This window comes from Pseudomonas sp. GV071, assembly GCF_003050835.1.
In the GTDB taxonomy this organism is placed as follows: Bacteria; Pseudomonadota; Gammaproteobacteria; order Pseudomonadales; family Pseudomonadaceae; genus Aquipseudomonas.
In genome coordinates, this window is the sequence record NZ_QAOJ01000006.1 from 89,473 (window position 1) to 104,982 (window position 15,510).

A 15,510-nucleotide genomic window follows, 5' to 3' on the forward strand; every position below is an offset into this window, starting at 1 on the left:
CCCAGCAGTCACGAATCGGCGTGCTGTCGGCATTCAACTTTGGGGTCAGCGCCAGGCTATTGGACATGGCGACCACCTACCTGGCAGCGCAGGGCATTGAGAGCAGCGCGGGCCACTTCTGGCGTTCGCCGAGCCGCAACCTCCGTTGGGAGACCTTTCGGCATGGCCTGGAGAGGCTGACCCGACACCAAGCGGCGGACGGCAATCGTGTAATTCCGTTCGAAGAGCTTCAGCCCCAAAGTACCGTCGAGCCTGTTGAGGTTGTCGAAACCTGATTCCTTGGCGGCGTGATAAATCGCGTTATGGCTCCAACGCCCACGCCCTGCCATCGACGGGTGCACCAGGCGGCAAGCCTCACGGTATGCAACCGAAACATCAGGCAGGCCCAGCATTTCGGCTGTGGGCTCGCACGACTTGATGAAGTCGCCAGGCGCTGGGATGAATGGCGACCCGCCCTGGCGGGAACGCATGAGGCCAAAGCGAAGCTGGTCAATGTCGCTGACCGAGGCCTCCATCAAAGCCTTCGTCCAAGTCCGCTTAGCGTCCTTGTACGACTCCATGTCCGGCCATGACGTTTTCCATGCGGAGTGGATCGAGCGCAGCTCGCGGAACAGCCGGTTAACCACCATGGCGGTTTCTTTGCTGAGCACTGCATCGGCCGCCAAAGCGTCTAGACTGGCCGGCGCCGGCATGGCTGGCACGGGGCCTTTCCACAGGTTTGCAGTGAGCTCGGTTGTGGTTTTCATACCTGCCCCTCGCCGTTAAGCCAGCTGGTGTCGTCGTCATCGGTCACCGGTTCTCCAGCGCCAGCAACGCGCTCACGTTTCGCCCAGGTCGCCAATCGGTTTGCCCATCCACCCTGGCTGTCGAACACGGCAGGCCGAGCGCAGTGGTAAGCCAGGAAGCTGCGGAACACGTCGTCCTGGATTTCGTAGCCGACAGGGAACGCCATCAGGGTCAGCTGGGCTTTCAGGTGGCGGGATGTTGGTGTCCACTCGGGGAACATGGCGAAACGCTGAGATTCGTCGATGACTTCCTCGGGCGTTTTGGCGGGCAGCGGCTGCTCTTCGGTTACTTGATGGTTAATTGACGTATTGGGTGCAGCGGCTGCACCCCGTTCTGTCGAAATCTGCACCCCGTCCTGTTGTAGGTTGCACCCCGTGCCGTCATTTGCACCCCGTTCTGATCGGGGTGCAGATTCTGCACCCCGCTTAAGTAGGAGGTCGTAAACCACCGGGCGACGGTCATGGCGGTCGATATGAACGGCCGCGATCGCCTGGTTACCGCGAACGATCAAGCCGGCCTTCTCCAGGTCGTCGAGCTTGTAACGGACGGTGCGTTCGGAAAGGCCTGTGTCAGCACTCAGCGTGGTCGCCGAGGGAAAGGCACCGCGGCCATCCGATCCGGCGTAGTTAGCGAGGCAGAGCAGAACGTGCCGCGCACTGGAGTCTTTTAGATCGCGCTGTGCGAGCGCCCAGGACATTGCTTGAACGCTCACTGCGCAGTTCCTGCCACACGGAGAGGAGTTTTCCCTCTGTTTGCCGCGAGCACGACCTGGGCACGCTGGCGAACCTCGCAAGCGCGGGCCTCCACCGAAAGCAGGTGCTCGATAAACACTGGCAGGTTTGGTACGTCGGATTCGTCGATAACGCCGTCGGCGAGCACATCGCTGCCCTTCGCCACCGCCTGGCCCATGTGGGCGACGAACAGGCCGAAGGCAGTCACAGGATGCTCGTCGACGCCGGAAGCTCGAGCGCCGATCAGGCCGTGGCGGCTGGCCAACTCGTTGATGCAGCGCTCCCGGTGCTCTTCGTCCAGCGCCAACACCCAGGCCTCTTCGATCCAGCTGGCCAACTCAACCTCTCCACTCAGCCAGCGATTAACGCGGCGCAGCCAGCTGCCCGACGCCTTCACGAAGGCCGAGGTGTCGTTGGTCCCGGCCAGGGCCTGGAAGTCGGGCACATCCTTGGCACGGGCCTTGTCAGGAATCGAAAGGTGAATCTGGCGGCTCAGCTCTTCGGCGAAGTCGTCCTGGCTGAGGCTGGTGCGCGCGATCATCTCGGCGGCGTGCGCCACCAGCACCTGGTCACGGCTGAGGGAGTGTCTGAGGTTGGACGTATTCATGGTTAGCACCTGCTTTTATCGTGGAGCCATGAACAACACGGCCCTACCAAATTTTCTAAACCACCGAGACGCCGGCGCCGCCGGAGCGGCTAAGCAGCGTTTTTTTGCGAAGGAAACGGGCGCAGCTCTTTCGCCTCAAAGCCACCAGCAGGTAGCTGAAGCACGCGGATATCGCGTTTCGCAGATAGCGCCTTGTGGATTGCGGGGGCGGTTACGCCAAGGAGCCTGGCTGCTTCCGACTGCCCTTTCTCAGCCACAAATGCAGCGAGGGAGGTTTCATTCATGGTCGTGCCTCGGGGGTGTTCTTTGGCACGATATTAACCATCTGTTAACTTTCAATCAATACCGATGGTTTCTTCTTATTTTTAACCATTGGTTTAAATTCGCGCGATGACAAAGAAACGCATCCTCCCCGCCGACCGCATCGCCGAGTGCACAGCTGCTCATGAGCTTTTTTTGGCCAAGAAAAATGAGCTGAAGCTCAGCCAAAAGAAAATCGCCGACGAAGCGAACATGACACCGGCTGCTGTGAACCTTTATTTCAAAGGCATCAACCCCTTGAACGCTCAGTTCGCGGCCGTGCTTTCTCGAGTGCTGCAAGTCCCTGTGGAAGCGTTCAGCCCTCGCCTGGCGGACGAAATTAAGGGATTGTCTCGAGTACAGGCCGTCGCCGCGCCTTCGAGTGCGGCGGACCAGGTGAAGAAGATGCTGGCGAAGCACGGGAAAGGGCTTCCAGAGGAAACTCGGCAGAAGATCGCCGACGCCGTTACCGAGTCGCTGGCCGAACAGGCGCTCGCGCCGGCAGACCAGAGCAACGTAATCGTTGCCGACTTCTCGCGGCGTGCGCCGGTGGGCGACGAGATCCGTATTGCCCACTACGACGTCCAGGGCGCCATGGGTAACGGCAAACAAGTGCACGACTTCCCGGAGCTCTTCAAAGACGTCACGGTGAGCCAGCAGCACCTGCGTGAGCTCGGCGTGAAGTACGAAGATCCGCGACACCTGAAAATGATCACCGGCGACGGTCAGTCGATGGCGCCGACGATCCAGGACAAAGACCCCATGATCGTGGATGCCAGCATCCGCGAGTTCACCGGTGACGGAATTTACGCCTTCACCTGGCAGGGCCTTTTCTACATCAAGCGCCTGCAGCTGAAGGGCGGCGAGCACTTCAAAATGATTTCGGATAACGCTCTCCACTCCCCAGAAGAGATTCGGGTGGATGAGACCTATATTCAAGCCAGGGTTTTACTGGTGTGGAACGCAAAGCGCGTGTAGTGCACGACTGACTATGATGTAACTGAGACGACCCGCCAAATCGCGGGGCAAGGAATGATCGATGCTGAATGGACTCCGCACATATGGCCAAGCCTGACTTTCCGGCTTTACTGCCACCTGGCATGCATCCGATGTCATTGCCAGAGCTTCATGCACTGGCAGTTGAACCGTATCCGGCCGATGCAAAACGAGCGGATCTTTTCGCTAAATTCACGATCTGGTCAAACGCCCTTCAGGCTGCTGGCGTATCGGGCCAGCTCTGGCTAGACGGATCTTTTTTGACGGAAAAGCCTGAACCCAGCGATATCGACTGCGTCTTTTGGTCACCAACGTGGGCCAATGGCGCCCAGGCACCCGCAGCAATTCAACATCAGGTCCAGCAGCTTTTAGATCGCGCCAACGCCGAGGCGCTGTATAACCTAGACTTTTACCTCGAAATCCCGGAGGCCCATCAGATATTCCATCGTGAGGCGTACTGGAGGGGTATTCTTGGGTTTTGCCACGACAGAGTTACGGCCAAAGGATTCGCGGAGATCACATTATGAGCAGCTCGTTTCTACGTGATCACGCCAATTCCCTGAAGGGTTTTGCCGAGGACACTCAACGCCGTGCTAAGGAAAATCCGAACGATTTCTTCCTGCAACTGGCAGCAAAAAACCAAGAAGCTGCGGCTCAGGCAGTGTCAAAGAAGGTGGCGTTGGTAGAGGCTGATGAGCTGGGTGAGCTGCTAGACGTAAGGCTTATAGGGCCTCAAGCAAATGGCAGCATCTCCCTAGACACCTTCATGGACACCATCGGCCCGCTATCTCGGTCGTGGAAATATGCGGCGCATCGATTGCGCTACGGGCGAGATGCTGTCCGGGGGGCCGCCGCTGACGTGGTGAGCGCACTTAATTTTAAGTTGGCAGGAATTGCACCTGGCTCAACACACGTGTTGATTACTGGAAATGCTATGCCTGACCTGACTGGTAACAGTCTGCTTCAAGCCACACTGGTCCAGACCTTTCGCCTTCTCAACTCGAACCAAGCTGACTTTTACGACGCAGTAGATGCCGTAGGCGGAAAGTCGGCTCATCAACTGGGCGAGTTCATGAGGGGGTTGGATAAGGCTGGATTAGCGGTGCAGTTCTCTTGGAACGCTACTGATGGACCACGGCGATGGGAAGGGCGGCCTGACGAGATCACTCGGGTCAGGGCCCTGCTTGACACTGTCAATGAGCCCGAACGATACAACGAAAGCGTTGAAGGAACGGTCGCAGGGATTACTGATACCGGCCGCCTGGCAATCAGAACAGCAGAAGGCAAAATGCTTGTGCGCTTCCCCCTCAAGCTCACGGAAGAGGTACAAAAGCTGAAGATTGCGTCTCACGCCCGAATCCAAGTGGAAACACTTAAATACTGGGACTCAGTGGACAAAAGAGATGTCTTCAAACGCCATCTGCTAAGCGTTGAGTGACATCCAGCAGTACGACGACGCTCTAAGGGTACTTCCGACGATCTGGCCGTTGCCCTCAAATCAAAAGCCCCGCATTTGGCGGGGCTTTTTCGTGTCTGGTCAGAAAGGAATCTCGGCCTCAGTGATCGGTTCTGCTTCGCGCTCGGGCGGCGAATCACCACCCTCCTCCTTCTCCCAGCTCACCATCACGTTGCCGTCGTCATCGAATAGCAGATGAAGCCCGTCGGTTTCGGCCAGCAGCCCCATCACCCCATCCCACGCTTCATCCTCATCCGTGTCCAGGCGGTGGATCAACACGCTTCGGTTCAGCTGCGATATAGGCGACTGGATCATTGCTGACACCCTGAGCCCGAGGCGCTCAAGGCCTGTCAGTTCCTTCTTACTACCCACTTCTCCCTTCCTTTGCTTGGCCATGCCTTTTCCCCTTACTACTGGATACCCATACAGTATTGGCGAAAGGATAACGCACACCCCATAAAAATAAATTAACCATCGGTATTGACGTTGAAATATACCGATGGTTAACTTGATTCCAACACGGCAGCGATGCCTCGGGGCAACCCGGAACGTTCTTTAACAGCTTGAGACCTTCGCGGCGTGATCCGGGCAACCGTAAAGCGCGAACCATAAATTTCACGCCCCATGCCAGCTCTGGAACTGGCCGGACTCCCAAATGGAGGACGCGAAGTTACACAGCCACCCGCAAGAGCATCGACCACGAAATGTGCAACGGCGGGCAGTGGTGGGGAAACCCGGCAGACGTGTAGCGAGATAGCCGGAAGGCACCCAAGGCCACCGTGGGAAACGGAGCTAGAAACACGGAATGCATCACTGAAGCACCTGGGCAACCGGGTGCTTTGGGATGACCACCGGAGAGCACTATGGAAACCTTGAATCTTGGCAACAACGAGTCACTGCTCCGCGGCGTAGTACCGGAGCCGGACGGCACTTTCACCGCCCTCGCCTTCACCGCGTACAAGAACTTTAAAACCCGCGCAGGCGCCGAGAAGTGGCTGGCTCGTCGGGTTCGCTGAGTTGCAGAGCCTGCGGCAACGCGGGCGTCTCCTGCCTGGGTCGGGACGGCATTCACCTCTTCTGCCCAAAGTGCGGTGCACATCGTTACGAAGGTCAATGGATCGGCCGCAGCGCCTGGGAGGGCTGAATAAATGGCGATACCGAGCGACCAGATGGAAATGCTCAGCATCACCGGCAGGCGGCCTTGCCTCTGGTGCAAGAGCGTGAAGTTGAGCCGGATAACCCACGTGGCGCCAGACGGAACGAAAACGCCGATATCGCTCATTGGCGATGACTGTGGAGCAACCGGCCCTGTAGCCGCGACACACGAGGAAATGGCCGCGTTGTGGGACTCCAGAGCCTGATTGGCCATTCACTGATGCACCTGCTCACCCGGGTGCATCGGGAAGCAACCAACCAAGGAGAAGGACCATGCTGATTCTCACCCGCCGAGTAGGCGAAACCCTGCAGATAGGCGACGACATCACCGTCACGGTGGTGGAAGTGAATGGCAACCAGGTGCGTATCGGCATCGCGGCGCCGAAGCACGTGAAAGTGATGCGCCCTGAAGCGAAATTGAAGCAACCCAAGCTGGCCAGCGCCTGCTGAGCACCGGAGACAAGCCATGAACGAACAACAAACCCTCCAGCAGCTGCTGACCGATCGTGTCAGTGTCTTTGCACTGGGCGAGCGACCAGCCCAGATCATCGACGAGCACGTCGAGAAGATGTTTTCGGAAGTCATCAAAGATGCATTCCGCTCCTACGGCGACATGGGCAAAGCTGTGCAGCAAGCAGTCAAAGCGGCGCTGCCATCCAACCTTTCCGAAGTGTTCGAGCTCACCCGTTACAACCACATGATCGCCAAGGCGCTGCAGGAGACCTGGGAGAACAGTGGCGTGGAAGGCGACATGGTTAGGCGTGCCAAAGAAGCGATCAACGAAGTCCTCAAAAAGGACGAGCTGCCCGGAGAAATCAGCCTACGCAAGCTCATCGAAACTTTCCTCGCTGACCACAAAGAAGATGCTGCAAGTGAGGGCTGGGAGCGGCCAGACATTCGCTTCCAAGAATCTGGATATGGCCCGGGGGTCGGAATCTTTTTCAGCGAAAAGCCGAAAGATCGAGACAACTACAGCAGCTACTCAAGTCGCAACGAAGAGTTGAGCGCCTACAGCCTGAAAAACAGAATTCACGTCAGCTTCGAGAAGGGCGGCACAGGGCGAAACGCAGACGGGCATGAGGTTGGCAGCGTCTACTCGGTACAGATCGACGACACCAACATCGGCAAGCAGCTCAACTTCAGGTCCGACTGGGAAAAGATGCTCGCAGCGCTCTACTTCGGCTCGGCAAAACTGATCGTCGATTGCGAAGAAGACGACTTCAGCTACGACCTCTACGACTGAGTTGTAAACCGGCAGCTTACAACTGCCCCGATCACCTGCTTCGGCAGGCTGCATCGGGGTGTGATCTGAATCCCGCCGCCACGCGACAGCCTCCATGCAGCAGAGTCGAGCAATGAACAGGCTCCGTGTAGGGATTGGCTCCTACCAGATCACACCCCGATGCAGACGCATCAACACCCAACGAGCTATGGCAGCTACCGAGGCACGGACGCCTGGTAGCGATTTCCTAAATTTCCCCCTAAATTTGGGAAGTCGGTTCATTTTGCGAAGCGGGGAAAATTATGTGGAATGAGGTTCTCGTCAGGGGCGACACCATCAGAGTCGGTGACAACATCAAAATCACCATTGTTGGATTTATCGACGGCGAAGTGCGTATCGGAATCGAAGCACCAAAACACGTCCGGATAATCAGAGACGACGCCCGCAACCAAACGCCCAAGCATATCAAGCGCTAGCCCCCTCCCCGCTTCACCCCCGCCTACATACGCCGCCACCTTACCGGTTGGACCTTGCGGAAGACTCTTCCGGACAGGGTGGCGACCTATGCACGCAATTCCACCCAGGAGCTGCACCGTGACCAAAAACGAATCTGGTACCGAGCCGCTAAACGTTTACACCGTCGTCCTCTTCACCCTCGTCGTTCAGAAGTTGTTCGGGGCCATAGCCTGGTCCTGGTGGTGGGTGTCTGCACCGATCTGGGTGGCGATCCTGATTTACCTCGCGGTGCGCATGTACCGCCTCATCCCGCGCAGCAATCGCATCACCCCTCCCACTCCAAGCGAGCACAACCTATGAACTTGCTGAAACGCGCTGCAACCAGCATTGCCGACTTGCGCGGCATCATGGCCGACACCCAGCTGGCCCGCCTGGCCTTCGAGCACAAAGTCACAGCTCCGCGCATCTCACCGCCGCGCGCCACCCAGGTGTTTATCAAGGGGCCTGCCATGGTGCAGGTCAAAGACCTCGACTCCGGCCGCGTGCTGGGCTTCCGTAGCTCCTACAGCGAAGCGTGCACCCTGGCAGACCAGCTGGAGCGCGGGGAGCTCTGCGCATGATCGGCCGCAATGACCATCTTCTGAAGGCTGACGACTCGGCAATGCTGCAACGAGCGATGGAGCGGTTCCTTGCCGCCGGCGGCGCCGTGAATGAACTGCCGTCTGGCCTGAGCAACCCGAACCCCATCGCGTTTATTCAGCCCCGCATCGCATCGGCTAAGGCCCGCAAGAGCCGAGCAAAGCCGCCTGAAGAGAAGAAGCCAAGGCGCCTCAGCCTCTCCGACCTGGCCCGCCAAGAGCGAGACACCAAGATCGCCGAAATGGCGAAGACCATGACGGCGCCCGAGATCGGCGCTGAACTGGGGCTGAGCCGGGGAACGGTCGTCGACATCGGCCGGCGCCGCGGCTTCACCTTCGTGCCCACCCCGGCAATCGACGATGGAGAAGACGCCCAGTACATCGAGCGCATCCAGGCCATGAAAGGCCTCGGCGTTACCAAAACGCAGTGCGCGCGAAAGCTCGATATCTCCCTGACGAAGCTTGACCGCCTCCTGGCAGTCGGAAAGATCGACTACCCCACAGCAGGACCAGGCCGCCCAAGATGAAGCGAGCACCACACCACCGGCGGCGGATGCATATCACCCTGCCGCCAAGCGGAATAGAAACCCATGGCAATGACCACACAGCAGCGGTCAGCGAAAGCGGCCGAGAAGCGCCGAGCGAAAGAAGTAGAGATTCTGCGGTTGCCGGCGCCACCAGGCACCAAGGCACAGCTGGCTGACCTGATGGTTTGGCATGACTTGGAGGTGGCGGCCGAGGCTATGAGCCTGGCGATTATGAACCTCCATGCTCTGGGCCCAGCCGGCTCCGCCCATGCCTTCATCGTGCCGCGCCACGAAATCACAATCAGTGAAACCGTAGCGCGGGCCTTACATGATTCCTATCGTCGCGAACAGGAACGGGAAACCGAGGAATAGCAGCAGTATCAAAACGGGCAACCGTCGGCAGGATAGCCATGCTCAGCGACATGTTTTTCTACAACTCTCAATTCACGCGAGTGGCTTACGAAGTTTGATAGGTGCGGGTACAGCACAGAATAGGAGATGCCCTTCTGGGGGTTAGTGAGCTTCAGTAGCTCGACGACTTCATATTCAGTTTTGTCGAGTCGGTGCCATGCGATAAGCAACTCAACCGAAGCTCGAAGCTCCTCAGCGTCTGGAAGACTTTTCGCTCCTAGGTCCTTTGAGTGGTCGAGAAAATACTGCAATCGCTCGATGGTTAGATCTGCGTCTTGTCCAGTCACCATTCAAAACCTCCTTGTACCGGCCCCATGCCGGGAACACCACCAATACCCCAGACACAGCGCCTCGTCTATGTCGCCAACCGAGCTGAGTAAAAATTGGAGTTACTCTTCAATCAAAGCCAGCAGACAGTGAGGATCCTCACCGGCCTTCCCAGCGTCCCAAGCTTGGATAAGGACATCTCTATTTTTCTCGATCCAACGAGCAATTTCCCTGTCGTACTTTGTTGGCATTCGGCCAACTAGCCGCTCGCCCGTATCGACCGCAAAACTAGCTGCGTGCCTTTGGCGCCCATAATCGATATGCACGTGAGCGCGGGCATGGTGATCAACCTCCATGCGAATAGCCAGATGGCGAAGTCGGAGCACTAATAGCTCAAAAAGTCCTGCCGCCCCCGTCGACCTTGTCATCAAGTCGACTTCCGCCAATCTACGCTGCAGCTCTAATGCTTGCTCAAGCATGACGATTTGACCTCTCCTTAAACCGGCCTCATGCCGGACCCACCACAGATACCCGTATCGCCGCTGATTGCCAAGTACATGGCAGGGCAGCGCTTTGCCTGGAGCAACCCATGTTCACCAAGACATTCAGCGACCAGGGGGACTTCGAGGCCTGGCGCGCTGCTCAGCGATGGCTGATGGAAAACGGCTACAGCTACGGCTCGACGTGCGTTATGCACCCTGTCGCAGTGCTCAAGGGTGAATGGTGCATCGCCAAGTGGCGGAACCTCACCAGGAAGGAAATCGACGAGCTAGACGGCAAGGTAAGCGGAAACTTTCGGGAAGGCCCAGTCACCGTCTACCTGAAGGTCGCCCCATGAACCCTTTGGCAGCCGCGGCGCTCAGCCGAGCTCGGGCAAAGATATCCAGGGCGCAGTGGTCGAGCGAAGAAGACGCCACCCTGCGCGAGCTATACCCGGCCATGCCCATGCGCGAGCTCACCGTGAAGCTTCGGCGAACCTCGAGCAGCATCTACCAGCGTGCACGGGCGCTTGGCCTCTATCGCTCTCCGGAGTACATGGCCAGTGAGCACGCGTGCCGCCTCCGGCGTGGCGATAGCACCGGCGAGGCCTTCCGTTTCAAAAAGGGTCAGCAGCCATGGAACGCGGGCATGAAGGGGCTGCAACTCGGCGGCCGATGCCAGGAAACGCAATTCAAGCCAGGCAAGAACCCGCACAACTGGAATCCCATCGGGCATGAGCGGGTTACGAAAGACGGCTATCTGCAGCGCAAGATGACCGATACCAAATGCACCCCGAAGGACTATCGAATGGTGCACCACCTAGTGTGGGAAGAAGCCAACGGCCCGGTGCCGCCCGGTCATGCGGTCGTATTCATAGACCGCGACAAAAACAACCTCGAGCTGGCCAACCTGGAGCTCGTAACCCGTGCGGAGCTATGCCGCCGAAACAGCATCCACCGCTACCCGCCAGAGCTGAAGGAACTCATCCGCCTTCAGAAAAAGCTCGAGCGCACCATCAGGAAACGTCGCGATGAAGAATCAAATGATCGATCTGCGTAACCACCTGTTCGCCACCCTGGAGGCACTTCAGGACCCGGACAAGCCAATGGACATCGAGCGTGCTCGAGCAGTTGCCCAAGTCGGCGGGGTGCTGGTGGAAACAGCGAAGGTTGAGGTGGCGTTCCTGAATGCCGTCGGCGGCAAGGGGACGGGCTTCATTGAGTCAGCCAAAGCGCTGCCTGGGGTCCGGGAATGAGCAATTCACATCCGTTCTACGCCGGGACCTACAACGGAAACGACTGCTACTGCATGACCGCTGACGACAGGGTCAAGCGAGTGGCCGAGTTCAACCTGGAGCAGTGCCAGGCCGTGCTGAATCTGCCAGGCCTCCAGACCACCGTCCGAGCAGCGGCTGAGCGGCGCATCCGGAAACTGAGCCGCGCTTCACAGTAAACCAACCAGCCCCGACCGTTTTCAAACATTTCATGGGGGATTCTAGCTAAGAGGACGACTCTGCAAACGACTGAATCGAAATATTGTTATCCATGGCAACCCGTAAAATATAGTCAGGCTGAAACTTTTCATCAGCGTAAAAGCTTCCCTGAAGAGCTTGATTTGCAGCCTTTGGATTACCTGGAATTGTCGGGCCAAAATTAAACTTTATTACTCCCGGCAGCGCGCTTACCGCGTGAGCAAATTTTTCGAAATCGTACCATGATCCAAGAGCGAAAATTTCATACCTAGTTTTGACCCGCGGCGAGGCCGGATAGTATCTTCTACTTGTCTTTCTTAGTTCATTTAGAGAGGCTTCGATCCCATCCAGCCTATCAATCAATATAGAAGTTGCGTCTTTCTGATCTAACGAATCCAGCAAAACTTTATTCTGCCGGACTCGCAGGACTGGGTTATCTGTTTCCCCTCTATCAAGCACAGCGGAAATAGCGGCCGACAAAGCCGGAGCTAGCTCTACGACACCACGCATATCATTCGTGTAAAACACAGTGCGCTCATCTGAAATATCAAAGGGAAGCTTGGTTCCGGCTTCAGCCAAGGCAACCACGGGCAACCCGGTGCAGTGCCTTACTGCCAACTCATACATCACATTAGGATTGAGTTCCGAAAGGTTCGCAACAACTAAGTCCGCGGTGAGAATATGTTGGATAACTTGGCGAGAAATCGAGCCTGTTATGGATATTTCATGGGCTACGTGAACATCGAAATCCAGTTCATTTAATAATGGCTTTATTACCGAACTGATTAAGCCGTCCGCAGCCCTTCTAGTAGATGTTTCTGCGCCACCGATTGGGGTAACCACGAAGCAAGACTTTCGGGTTGGTTCTTGACCTTCAGGCGCATCTGGGGACGAGTCTTTCGTTTTTTTCATGGTTCTTCCTTGATAGATAATAAAAATCCCGGGGTCGCACATTTCAGTAAACCAGGAGAGTGAGCGATATTCCCAAGAAAAACCTGGCGCGTGCAAGTTGTTATCGGGCTCCGAACGGAAATAGTAGGCGCTTCCACAGGGGCGGCTTTGGCGGCGCGGTTACCTGGCGGAACACCTTCAGCACCGCATCGGCGCCCTTTTCCAAATCCTTCAGGCTGCGCCGGTTCTTATCCATCTCACGGATTACCAGCACCGCCAGCTTCTTCTCGGTATCAGTCAACTCAGGCATCGCCTCACCCTCTCTGCACTCGTGTCCCGTAAAGCTATCAGGTGATCCGGGGTTCCGCCTGTAGGGAAACACCGCTTTTGAATTCCTTCCAACCACTCACGCCACCCTGGCGAGGTACCCGCATGAAGCGCATTTACCTGAGCGGCCCCATGACCGGCCTGCCCGACTTCAACTACCCAGCATTCAACGCCGAAGCCGCACGACTGCGCGCCCTGGGCTACGAAGTGGTAAACCCTGCCGAAAACCCGCCGCAAGCATCCTGGGCCGACTACATGCGCCAGGACATTCCGCAGCTGCTCACCTGCGACACCCTCGCCCTGCTGCCGGGCTGGCACAACTCCCGCGGCGCCCGGATGGAGCATTACATCGCCGCAGGCTTGGGTATGTTCAAAGTCAGCGCCCAACAAATCCAGCATTCGAACGCGAAGGCGGTACCAGCATGAATAGCACCTTTCCCAACGTGATGGATTGCCCCCACTGCAAGCGCGACGAGTTCAACGATGAAGACGACTGGTTCGAACACGTCTCCTGCTGCCAGTGGGAACAGGAGCAGGCTGAGGTTGGCGTTGAACGAGTTGTCACTCACGGGCTAATGACACGCGAAGAGGCCGAGGCGAAATACGTTCTTCCCACCAAGGCAGGTGAGTAATGGCCCTGCCCTACGAGAACGCCACCAGCGGCGATAAGTCCTTCGCCGAAATCCAGAAGATTCTCGGGCGGTTCGGCTGCGACAACTACGGGATCATGCACAAGGCAAAGGAGCAGGTGACCTTAGTGCAGTTCGAGCACCGCGGCCGCACCGTTTCCCTGCCGGGCCATTGGGGCGGTTATGCCACCGCCTGGCTGAAGGAGCACCCGCACAGCAGCCGCATGCGCTCGACGGCAGCGGAACACCGGCAGAAGGCGGCAGATATCGCGCAGATCGCGGTCTGCTCGCTCCTACGGGATTGGGTAAAGGCTCAGGTCACCGCGGTGGAATGCCAGCTGATGACCTTTGAAGAGGTGTTCATGCCTCACATGCTGCTGCCCGATGGCAGTCGGCTCGTCGAGCACGCCACCAAACTCCTACCGCCAGCAAGATGATCAGCGCTTGCCGCCTTCAAAGGAGCCCGAAAGGACCGGTGACCACCGTTTTTTGGATTTGCCGCTCTTCGCCCTTCGCTCCACCTCGAGTTGGGCGTAAAGCTTTGCCTGGTATTCAGCGGGCACCGCCTCCAACTGTTTCGCGATGTCGGATAGCTCCTGTCGTGGCTTCTTACGCTTATCCACGCGTTGGATGCTCTTTCATCGCGCGCTTCACCATGTCCTGAATTTCTTGAGCATGCGAGCGGCGCTTCTGCTCGGCGGCCTGCTCCAGCGGATGAGGCTTTGGCTCAGGAGTAGGCGCGTATTCCGGATGGTCTTCGAAGAAATCTGACCAGTCACCCATTTCACTTTCCTTGTTTTGGAGGTTGGAGCTCAGAAGTAGAGCGCAGCCTTTCGAAAAACGAAACCCCCATTTATCCAATCAACTGCCGGCACTGGCCGGCGGTAAGGACGAAGTCATGTCTCAAACTCAGCAAATCGCACTGATCGATACGCCAGCAGTTCAGCCAGTAATTCTGATCGAAGCCACGCCGGTGGTTCGCGGGGTGCATGGCGAGTGGATTCATCCAGACATGCCCAACTTCGAAGACGAGGACATGGCGCCGGTCTATCAGTGGCTGGCCGAACAGCATCTCATCGTCACGCAGGTTGCCTTGGATGGCGACGCTCTGCCGGAAGTCTCCGAGCGCTTCTTCAAATCCGGAGACCCTGACTTCAGCTACTGGGAGCCCAGCAAGCCAACCGGAGACGGCTGGTTCATGCTCTCTATCCACGATACCGAAGATGGCCCGTGCTGCTGGTGGGCGCGGCGATTCAGCCTGCTCGCCCACCTCGAGCGGCAGATGGTATGGTCGGAAAAAACCTTTGGCCCAGGCGCGCGCACTGCTGGAGTGTGCGACCACATCCGCAAAGAGCTGAAGGAAATCGAGGCGGCGCCACACGACATTAGCGAATGGATCGACGTTGCCATTCTGGCCCTGGACGGCGCCTGGCGTGCGGGCGCAACACCGCAGCAGATCGTCAGCGCGCTGGTGGCGAAGCAGTTGAAGAACGAATCCCGCACCTGGCCGGACTGGCGCACCGCGGATCCAAGCAAGGCCATTGAGCACGACCGCTCTAAGGATGCGCCGGCGGTGATGCCATGAGCCGTAGCGGATACAGCGACGATTGCGAAAACTGGAGCTTGATCTGCTGGCGTGGCGCGGTTAACTCGGCGCTGAAGGGAAAGCGGGGGCAGGCATTTCTTCGCGAACTGGCCGAGGCACTGGATGCGATGCCAGTGAAACGCCTGATCACCGAAGAGCTAAAAGCCGACGGCGAATTCTGCACCCTCGGCGCTCTCGGTAACGCTCGCGGCTTGGACATGTCCGTGATCGACCCTGACGACACCGAGACGGTTGCATTCAAATTCGGTATCGCACGCGCCATGGCCTGCGAAATCGTTTTTGAAAACGACGACTCCTCAAGCGTTCGCATCATCAACGATGACGGGAGTATTGGCTGGCGCCGAGAAAGGCCGGAGGAACGCTGGGTTCGCATGCGCAAGTGGGTCGAACGGAACATCAAGCAGGTGGCAGCATGACCCATCAACCTAAAGGCGGCATGTGCTGCGCCTGCCAGCACGCCTACCGCAATTGCAGCAGCCTCCCCTTTAAACAGATGCCGCCCCTGGCCCGCGATGGTGACTGGGTGATTGTTCGCTGTACCGACTTTAAACGGG

The 15,510-nt window shown here is 57.7% G+C and carries 31 protein-coding genes; 20 read left to right on the top strand and 11 right to left on the bottom strand.

Annotated elements, in window-relative coordinates; genetic code table 11:
* Window positions 1-56: 56 nt before the first annotated feature.
* The 4 genes from C8K61_RS12850 to C8K61_RS12865 all read right to left on the bottom strand — a co-directional run bounded on the left by C8K61_RS12850 (window position 57) and on the right by C8K61_RS12865 (window position 2,408).
* Window positions 57-746, bottom strand: a complete 690-nt coding sequence (locus tag C8K61_RS12850) for a replication protein P (protein ID WP_108096651.1) — start codon at window positions 744-746, stop codon at window positions 57-59.
* Complete coding sequence (locus C8K61_RS12855) at window positions 743-1,483, bottom strand: helix-turn-helix domain-containing protein (protein WP_108096940.1); 741 nt, start codon at window positions 1,481-1,483, stop codon at window positions 743-745. Before C8K61_RS12855 ends, C8K61_RS12850 begins: the two co-directional genes overlap by 4 nt.
* Window positions 1,484-1,494: 11 nt before the next feature.
* Window positions 1,495-2,124, bottom strand: a complete 630-nt coding sequence (locus C8K61_RS12860; RefSeq protein ID WP_108096652.1) for a hypothetical protein — start codon at window positions 2,122-2,124, stop codon at window positions 1,495-1,497.
* Window positions 2,125-2,213: 89 nt separating this feature from the next.
* Complete coding sequence (locus C8K61_RS12865; protein WP_108096653.1) at window positions 2,214-2,408, bottom strand: Cro/CI family transcriptional regulator; 195 nt, start codon at window positions 2,406-2,408, stop codon at window positions 2,214-2,216.
* 106 nt (window positions 2,409-2,514) lie between these two features.
* Between C8K61_RS12865 and C8K61_RS12870 the strand changes: the two genes are divergently transcribed.
* The 3 genes from C8K61_RS12870 (at window position 2,515) to C8K61_RS12880 (ending at window position 4,858) form a co-directional block, all read left to right on the top strand.
* Window positions 2,515-3,402, top strand: a complete 888-nt coding sequence (locus tag C8K61_RS12870) for a LexA family transcriptional regulator (RefSeq protein WP_108096654.1) — start codon at window positions 2,515-2,517, stop codon at window positions 3,400-3,402.
* Window positions 3,403-3,485: 83 nt separating this feature from the next.
* Window positions 3,486-3,947, top strand: a complete 462-nt coding sequence (locus tag C8K61_RS12875) for a hypothetical protein (protein ID WP_146174283.1) — start codon at window positions 3,486-3,488, stop codon at window positions 3,945-3,947.
* On the top strand, window positions 3,944-4,858 hold the full coding sequence (locus tag C8K61_RS12880; RefSeq protein WP_108096656.1) for a hypothetical protein: 915 nt from the start codon (window positions 3,944-3,946) through the stop codon (window positions 4,856-4,858). The genes C8K61_RS12875 and C8K61_RS12880 overlap by 4 nt, the downstream gene beginning before the upstream one ends.
* Before the next feature lie 99 nt (window positions 4,859-4,957).
* On the opposite strand, the gene C8K61_RS12885 is transcribed toward C8K61_RS12880, so the two are convergent.
* Window positions 4,958-5,272 (bottom strand): DUF1654 domain-containing protein, encoded by a 315-nt coding sequence (locus C8K61_RS12885; protein WP_108096657.1) that lies wholly within the window; start codon window positions 5,270-5,272, stop codon window positions 4,958-4,960.
* A gap of 467 nt (window positions 5,273-5,739) precedes the next feature.
* Here C8K61_RS12885 and C8K61_RS12890 point away from each other — a divergent pair, with 467 nt between their 5' ends.
* The 8 genes from C8K61_RS12890 (at window position 5,740) to C8K61_RS12930 (ending at window position 9,246) form a co-directional block, all read left to right on the top strand.
* Window positions 5,740-5,892, top strand: a complete 153-nt coding sequence (locus C8K61_RS12890) for a DUF1391 family protein (protein ID WP_108096658.1) — start codon at window positions 5,740-5,742, stop codon at window positions 5,890-5,892.
* 412 nt (window positions 5,893-6,304) lie between these two features.
* Window positions 6,305-6,481, top strand: a complete 177-nt coding sequence (gene csrA, locus C8K61_RS12900; protein ID WP_108096660.1) for a carbon storage regulator CsrA — start codon at window positions 6,305-6,307, stop codon at window positions 6,479-6,481.
* A 16-nt stretch (window positions 6,482-6,497) separates the two neighbouring features.
* Window positions 6,498-7,274 (top strand): hypothetical protein, encoded by a 777-nt coding sequence (locus C8K61_RS12905; protein WP_108096661.1) that lies wholly within the window; start codon window positions 6,498-6,500, stop codon window positions 7,272-7,274.
* Window positions 7,275-7,555: 281 nt separating this feature from the next.
* Complete coding sequence (locus tag C8K61_RS12910; RefSeq protein ID WP_108096662.1) at window positions 7,556-7,729, top strand: carbon storage regulator; 174 nt, start codon at window positions 7,556-7,558, stop codon at window positions 7,727-7,729.
* 118 nt (window positions 7,730-7,847) lie between these two features.
* Window positions 7,848-8,069 carry a hypothetical protein gene (locus C8K61_RS12915; protein WP_108096663.1) on the top strand — a complete coding sequence of 74 codons (222 nt, stop codon included), beginning with the start codon at window positions 7,848-7,850 and terminating at the stop codon, window positions 8,067-8,069.
* Window positions 8,066-8,329, top strand: a complete 264-nt coding sequence (locus C8K61_RS12920; RefSeq protein WP_108096664.1) for a hypothetical protein — start codon at window positions 8,066-8,068, stop codon at window positions 8,327-8,329. The genes C8K61_RS12915 and C8K61_RS12920 overlap by 4 nt, the downstream gene beginning before the upstream one ends.
* Entirely contained in the window at window positions 8,326-8,874 is a 549-nt protein-coding gene (locus tag C8K61_RS12925) for a hypothetical protein (RefSeq protein ID WP_108096665.1), read from the top strand. The genes C8K61_RS12920 and C8K61_RS12925 overlap by 4 nt, the downstream gene beginning before the upstream one ends.
* A 63-nt stretch (window positions 8,875-8,937) precedes the next feature.
* Entirely contained in the window at window positions 8,938-9,246 is a 309-nt protein-coding gene (locus C8K61_RS12930) for a hypothetical protein (protein ID WP_108096666.1), read from the top strand.
* Window positions 9,247-9,254: 8 nt separating this feature from the next.
* Here the strand turns inward: C8K61_RS12930 and C8K61_RS12935 are convergent, their stop codons facing one another.
* Window positions 9,255-9,575 carry a hypothetical protein gene (locus C8K61_RS12935; protein ID WP_108096667.1) on the bottom strand — a complete coding sequence of 107 codons (321 nt, stop codon included), beginning with the start codon at window positions 9,573-9,575 and terminating at the stop codon, window positions 9,255-9,257.
* Window positions 9,576-9,674: 99 nt separating this feature from the next.
* Complete coding sequence (locus C8K61_RS12940; protein WP_108096668.1) at window positions 9,675-10,031, bottom strand: DUF4160 domain-containing protein; 357 nt, start codon at window positions 10,029-10,031, stop codon at window positions 9,675-9,677.
* A gap of 110 nt (window positions 10,032-10,141) precedes the next feature.
* On the opposite strand from C8K61_RS12940, the gene C8K61_RS12945 reads away from it, so the two are divergent.
* The 4 genes from C8K61_RS12945 to C8K61_RS12960 are packed head-to-tail and all read left to right on the top strand — an operon-like array spanning window position 10,142 to window position 11,484.
* Window positions 10,142-10,390: a hypothetical protein gene (locus tag C8K61_RS12945; protein WP_108096669.1), complete on the top strand. Its 249-nt coding sequence runs from the start codon at window positions 10,142-10,144 to the stop codon at window positions 10,388-10,390.
* The gene (locus C8K61_RS12950) at window positions 10,387-11,091 is read left to right on the top strand and encodes an HNH endonuclease signature motif containing protein (RefSeq protein WP_108096670.1); all 705 of its coding nucleotides are present in this window, start codon (window positions 10,387-10,389) and stop codon (window positions 11,089-11,091) included. Before C8K61_RS12945 ends, C8K61_RS12950 begins: the two co-directional genes overlap by 4 nt.
* Entirely contained in the window at window positions 11,063-11,287 is a 225-nt protein-coding gene (locus tag C8K61_RS12955) for a hypothetical protein (RefSeq protein ID WP_108096671.1), read from the top strand. Before C8K61_RS12950 ends, C8K61_RS12955 begins: the two co-directional genes overlap by 29 nt.
* Window positions 11,284-11,484 (top strand): hypothetical protein, encoded by a 201-nt coding sequence (locus C8K61_RS12960; RefSeq protein WP_108096672.1) that lies wholly within the window; start codon window positions 11,284-11,286, stop codon window positions 11,482-11,484. The genes C8K61_RS12955 and C8K61_RS12960 overlap by 4 nt, the downstream gene beginning before the upstream one ends.
* Window positions 11,485-11,530: 46 nt before the next feature.
* Here the strand turns inward: C8K61_RS12960 and C8K61_RS12965 are convergent, their stop codons facing one another.
* Both C8K61_RS12965 and C8K61_RS12970 read right to left on the bottom strand, forming a co-directional pair.
* Complete coding sequence (locus tag C8K61_RS12965) at window positions 11,531-12,415, bottom strand: hypothetical protein (RefSeq protein ID WP_108096673.1); 885 nt, start codon at window positions 12,413-12,415, stop codon at window positions 11,531-11,533.
* 100 nt (window positions 12,416-12,515) lie between these two features.
* Entirely contained in the window at window positions 12,516-12,704 is a 189-nt protein-coding gene (locus tag C8K61_RS12970) for a hypothetical protein (protein ID WP_108096674.1), read from the bottom strand.
* 122 nt (window positions 12,705-12,826) lie between these two features.
* Here C8K61_RS12970 and C8K61_RS12975 point away from each other — a divergent pair, with 122 nt between their 5' ends.
* The 3 genes from C8K61_RS12975 to C8K61_RS12985 are packed head-to-tail and all read left to right on the top strand — an operon-like array spanning window position 12,827 to window position 13,787.
* Entirely contained in the window at window positions 12,827-13,147 is a 321-nt protein-coding gene (locus C8K61_RS12975; RefSeq protein ID WP_108096675.1) for a DUF4406 domain-containing protein, read from the top strand.
* Entirely contained in the window at window positions 13,144-13,353 is a 210-nt protein-coding gene (locus C8K61_RS12980) for a hypothetical protein (RefSeq protein ID WP_108096676.1), read from the top strand. Before C8K61_RS12975 ends, C8K61_RS12980 begins: the two co-directional genes overlap by 4 nt.
* Complete coding sequence (locus tag C8K61_RS12985) at window positions 13,353-13,787, top strand: hypothetical protein (RefSeq protein WP_108096677.1); 435 nt, start codon at window positions 13,353-13,355, stop codon at window positions 13,785-13,787. Before C8K61_RS12980 ends, C8K61_RS12985 begins: the two co-directional genes overlap by 1 nt.
* Here the strand turns inward: C8K61_RS12985 and C8K61_RS12990 are convergent, their stop codons facing one another.
* Both C8K61_RS12990 and C8K61_RS26740 read right to left on the bottom strand, forming a co-directional pair.
* Window positions 13,788-13,973, bottom strand: a complete 186-nt coding sequence (locus C8K61_RS12990) for a hypothetical protein (RefSeq protein ID WP_108096678.1) — start codon at window positions 13,971-13,973, stop codon at window positions 13,788-13,790.
* A complete protein-coding gene (locus C8K61_RS26740) occupies window positions 13,966-14,133 on the bottom strand; it encodes a hypothetical protein (protein WP_156684109.1) in 168 nt (55 codons plus the stop codon). Before C8K61_RS26740 ends, C8K61_RS12990 begins: the two co-directional genes overlap by 8 nt.
* A 115-nt stretch (window positions 14,134-14,248) precedes the next feature.
* Between C8K61_RS26740 and C8K61_RS26995 the strand changes: the two genes are divergently transcribed.
* Window positions 14,249-14,935 carry a dATP/dGTP pyrophosphohydrolase domain-containing protein gene (locus tag C8K61_RS26995; RefSeq protein WP_256589423.1) on the top strand — a complete coding sequence of 229 codons (687 nt, stop codon included), beginning with the start codon at window positions 14,249-14,251 and terminating at the stop codon, window positions 14,933-14,935.
* The gene (locus C8K61_RS13000) at window positions 14,932-15,372 is read left to right on the top strand and encodes a hypothetical protein (RefSeq protein WP_108096679.1); all 441 of its coding nucleotides are present in this window, start codon (window positions 14,932-14,934) and stop codon (window positions 15,370-15,372) included. The genes C8K61_RS26995 and C8K61_RS13000 overlap by 4 nt, the downstream gene beginning before the upstream one ends.
* The last annotated feature ends 138 nt before the right edge of the window (window positions 15,373-15,510 follow it).

What these genes read in the sequence shown, in the direction of transcription:
- C8K61_RS12850 (WP_108096651.1), bottom strand. Translation starts at nt 746, where the DNA reads ATGAAAACCACAACCGAGCTCACTGCAAACCTGTGGAAAGGCCCCGTG.
- C8K61_RS12855 (WP_108096940.1), bottom strand. Translation starts at nt 1,483, where the DNA reads ATGTCCTGGGCGCTCGCACAGCGCGATCTAAAAGACTCCAGTGCGCGG.
- C8K61_RS12860 (WP_108096652.1), bottom strand. Translation starts at nt 2,124, where the DNA reads ATGAATACGTCCAACCTCAGACACTCCCTCAGCCGTGACCAGGTGCTG.
- C8K61_RS12865 (WP_108096653.1), bottom strand. Translation starts at nt 2,408, where the DNA reads ATGAATGAAACCTCCCTCGCTGCATTTGTGGCTGAGAAAGGGCAGTCG.
- C8K61_RS12870 (WP_108096654.1), top strand. Translation starts at nt 2,515, where the DNA reads ATGACAAAGAAACGCATCCTCCCCGCCGACCGCATCGCCGAGTGCACA.
- C8K61_RS12875 (WP_146174283.1), top strand. Translation starts at nt 3,486, where the DNA reads ATGGCCAAGCCTGACTTTCCGGCTTTACTGCCACCTGGCATGCATCCG.
- C8K61_RS12880 (WP_108096656.1), top strand. Translation starts at nt 3,944, where the DNA reads ATGAGCAGCTCGTTTCTACGTGATCACGCCAATTCCCTGAAGGGTTTT.
- C8K61_RS12885 (WP_108096657.1), bottom strand. Translation starts at nt 5,272, where the DNA reads ATGGCCAAGCAAAGGAAGGGAGAAGTGGGTAGTAAGAAGGAACTGACA.
- C8K61_RS12890 (WP_108096658.1), top strand. Translation starts at nt 5,740, where the DNA reads ATGGAAACCTTGAATCTTGGCAACAACGAGTCACTGCTCCGCGGCGTA.
- csrA (WP_108096660.1), top strand. Translation starts at nt 6,305, where the DNA reads ATGCTGATTCTCACCCGCCGAGTAGGCGAAACCCTGCAGATAGGCGAC.
- C8K61_RS12905 (WP_108096661.1), top strand. Translation starts at nt 6,498, where the DNA reads ATGAACGAACAACAAACCCTCCAGCAGCTGCTGACCGATCGTGTCAGT.
- C8K61_RS12910 (WP_108096662.1), top strand. Translation starts at nt 7,556, where the DNA reads ATGTGGAATGAGGTTCTCGTCAGGGGCGACACCATCAGAGTCGGTGAC.
- C8K61_RS12920 (WP_108096664.1), top strand. Translation starts at nt 8,066, where the DNA reads ATGAACTTGCTGAAACGCGCTGCAACCAGCATTGCCGACTTGCGCGGC.
- C8K61_RS12925 (WP_108096665.1), top strand. Translation starts at nt 8,326, where the DNA reads ATGATCGGCCGCAATGACCATCTTCTGAAGGCTGACGACTCGGCAATG.
- C8K61_RS12930 (WP_108096666.1), top strand. Translation starts at nt 8,938, where the DNA reads ATGGCAATGACCACACAGCAGCGGTCAGCGAAAGCGGCCGAGAAGCGC.
- C8K61_RS12935 (WP_108096667.1), bottom strand. Translation starts at nt 9,575, where the DNA reads ATGGTGACTGGACAAGACGCAGATCTAACCATCGAGCGATTGCAGTAT.
- C8K61_RS12940 (WP_108096668.1), bottom strand. Translation starts at nt 10,031, where the DNA reads ATGCTTGAGCAAGCATTAGAGCTGCAGCGTAGATTGGCGGAAGTCGAC.
- C8K61_RS12945 (WP_108096669.1), top strand. Translation starts at nt 10,142, where the DNA reads ATGTTCACCAAGACATTCAGCGACCAGGGGGACTTCGAGGCCTGGCGC.
- C8K61_RS12950 (WP_108096670.1), top strand. Translation starts at nt 10,387, where the DNA reads ATGAACCCTTTGGCAGCCGCGGCGCTCAGCCGAGCTCGGGCAAAGATA.
- C8K61_RS12955 (WP_108096671.1), top strand. Translation starts at nt 11,063, where the DNA reads ATGAAGAATCAAATGATCGATCTGCGTAACCACCTGTTCGCCACCCTG.
- C8K61_RS12960 (WP_108096672.1), top strand. Translation starts at nt 11,284, where the DNA reads ATGAGCAATTCACATCCGTTCTACGCCGGGACCTACAACGGAAACGAC.
- C8K61_RS12965 (WP_108096673.1), bottom strand. Translation starts at nt 12,415, where the DNA reads ATGAAAAAAACGAAAGACTCGTCCCCAGATGCGCCTGAAGGTCAAGAA.
- C8K61_RS12970 (WP_108096674.1), bottom strand. Translation starts at nt 12,704, where the DNA reads ATGCCTGAGTTGACTGATACCGAGAAGAAGCTGGCGGTGCTGGTAATC.
- C8K61_RS12975 (WP_108096675.1), top strand. Translation starts at nt 12,827, where the DNA reads ATGAAGCGCATTTACCTGAGCGGCCCCATGACCGGCCTGCCCGACTTC.
- C8K61_RS12980 (WP_108096676.1), top strand. Translation starts at nt 13,144, where the DNA reads ATGAATAGCACCTTTCCCAACGTGATGGATTGCCCCCACTGCAAGCGC.
- C8K61_RS12985 (WP_108096677.1), top strand. Translation starts at nt 13,353, where the DNA reads ATGGCCCTGCCCTACGAGAACGCCACCAGCGGCGATAAGTCCTTCGCC.
- C8K61_RS26740 (WP_156684109.1), bottom strand. Translation starts at nt 14,133, where the DNA reads ATGGGTGACTGGTCAGATTTCTTCGAAGACCATCCGGAATACGCGCCT.
- C8K61_RS26995 (WP_256589423.1), top strand. Translation starts at nt 14,249, where the DNA reads ATGTCTCAAACTCAGCAAATCGCACTGATCGATACGCCAGCAGTTCAG.
- C8K61_RS13000 (WP_108096679.1), top strand. Translation starts at nt 14,932, where the DNA reads ATGAGCCGTAGCGGATACAGCGACGATTGCGAAAACTGGAGCTTGATC.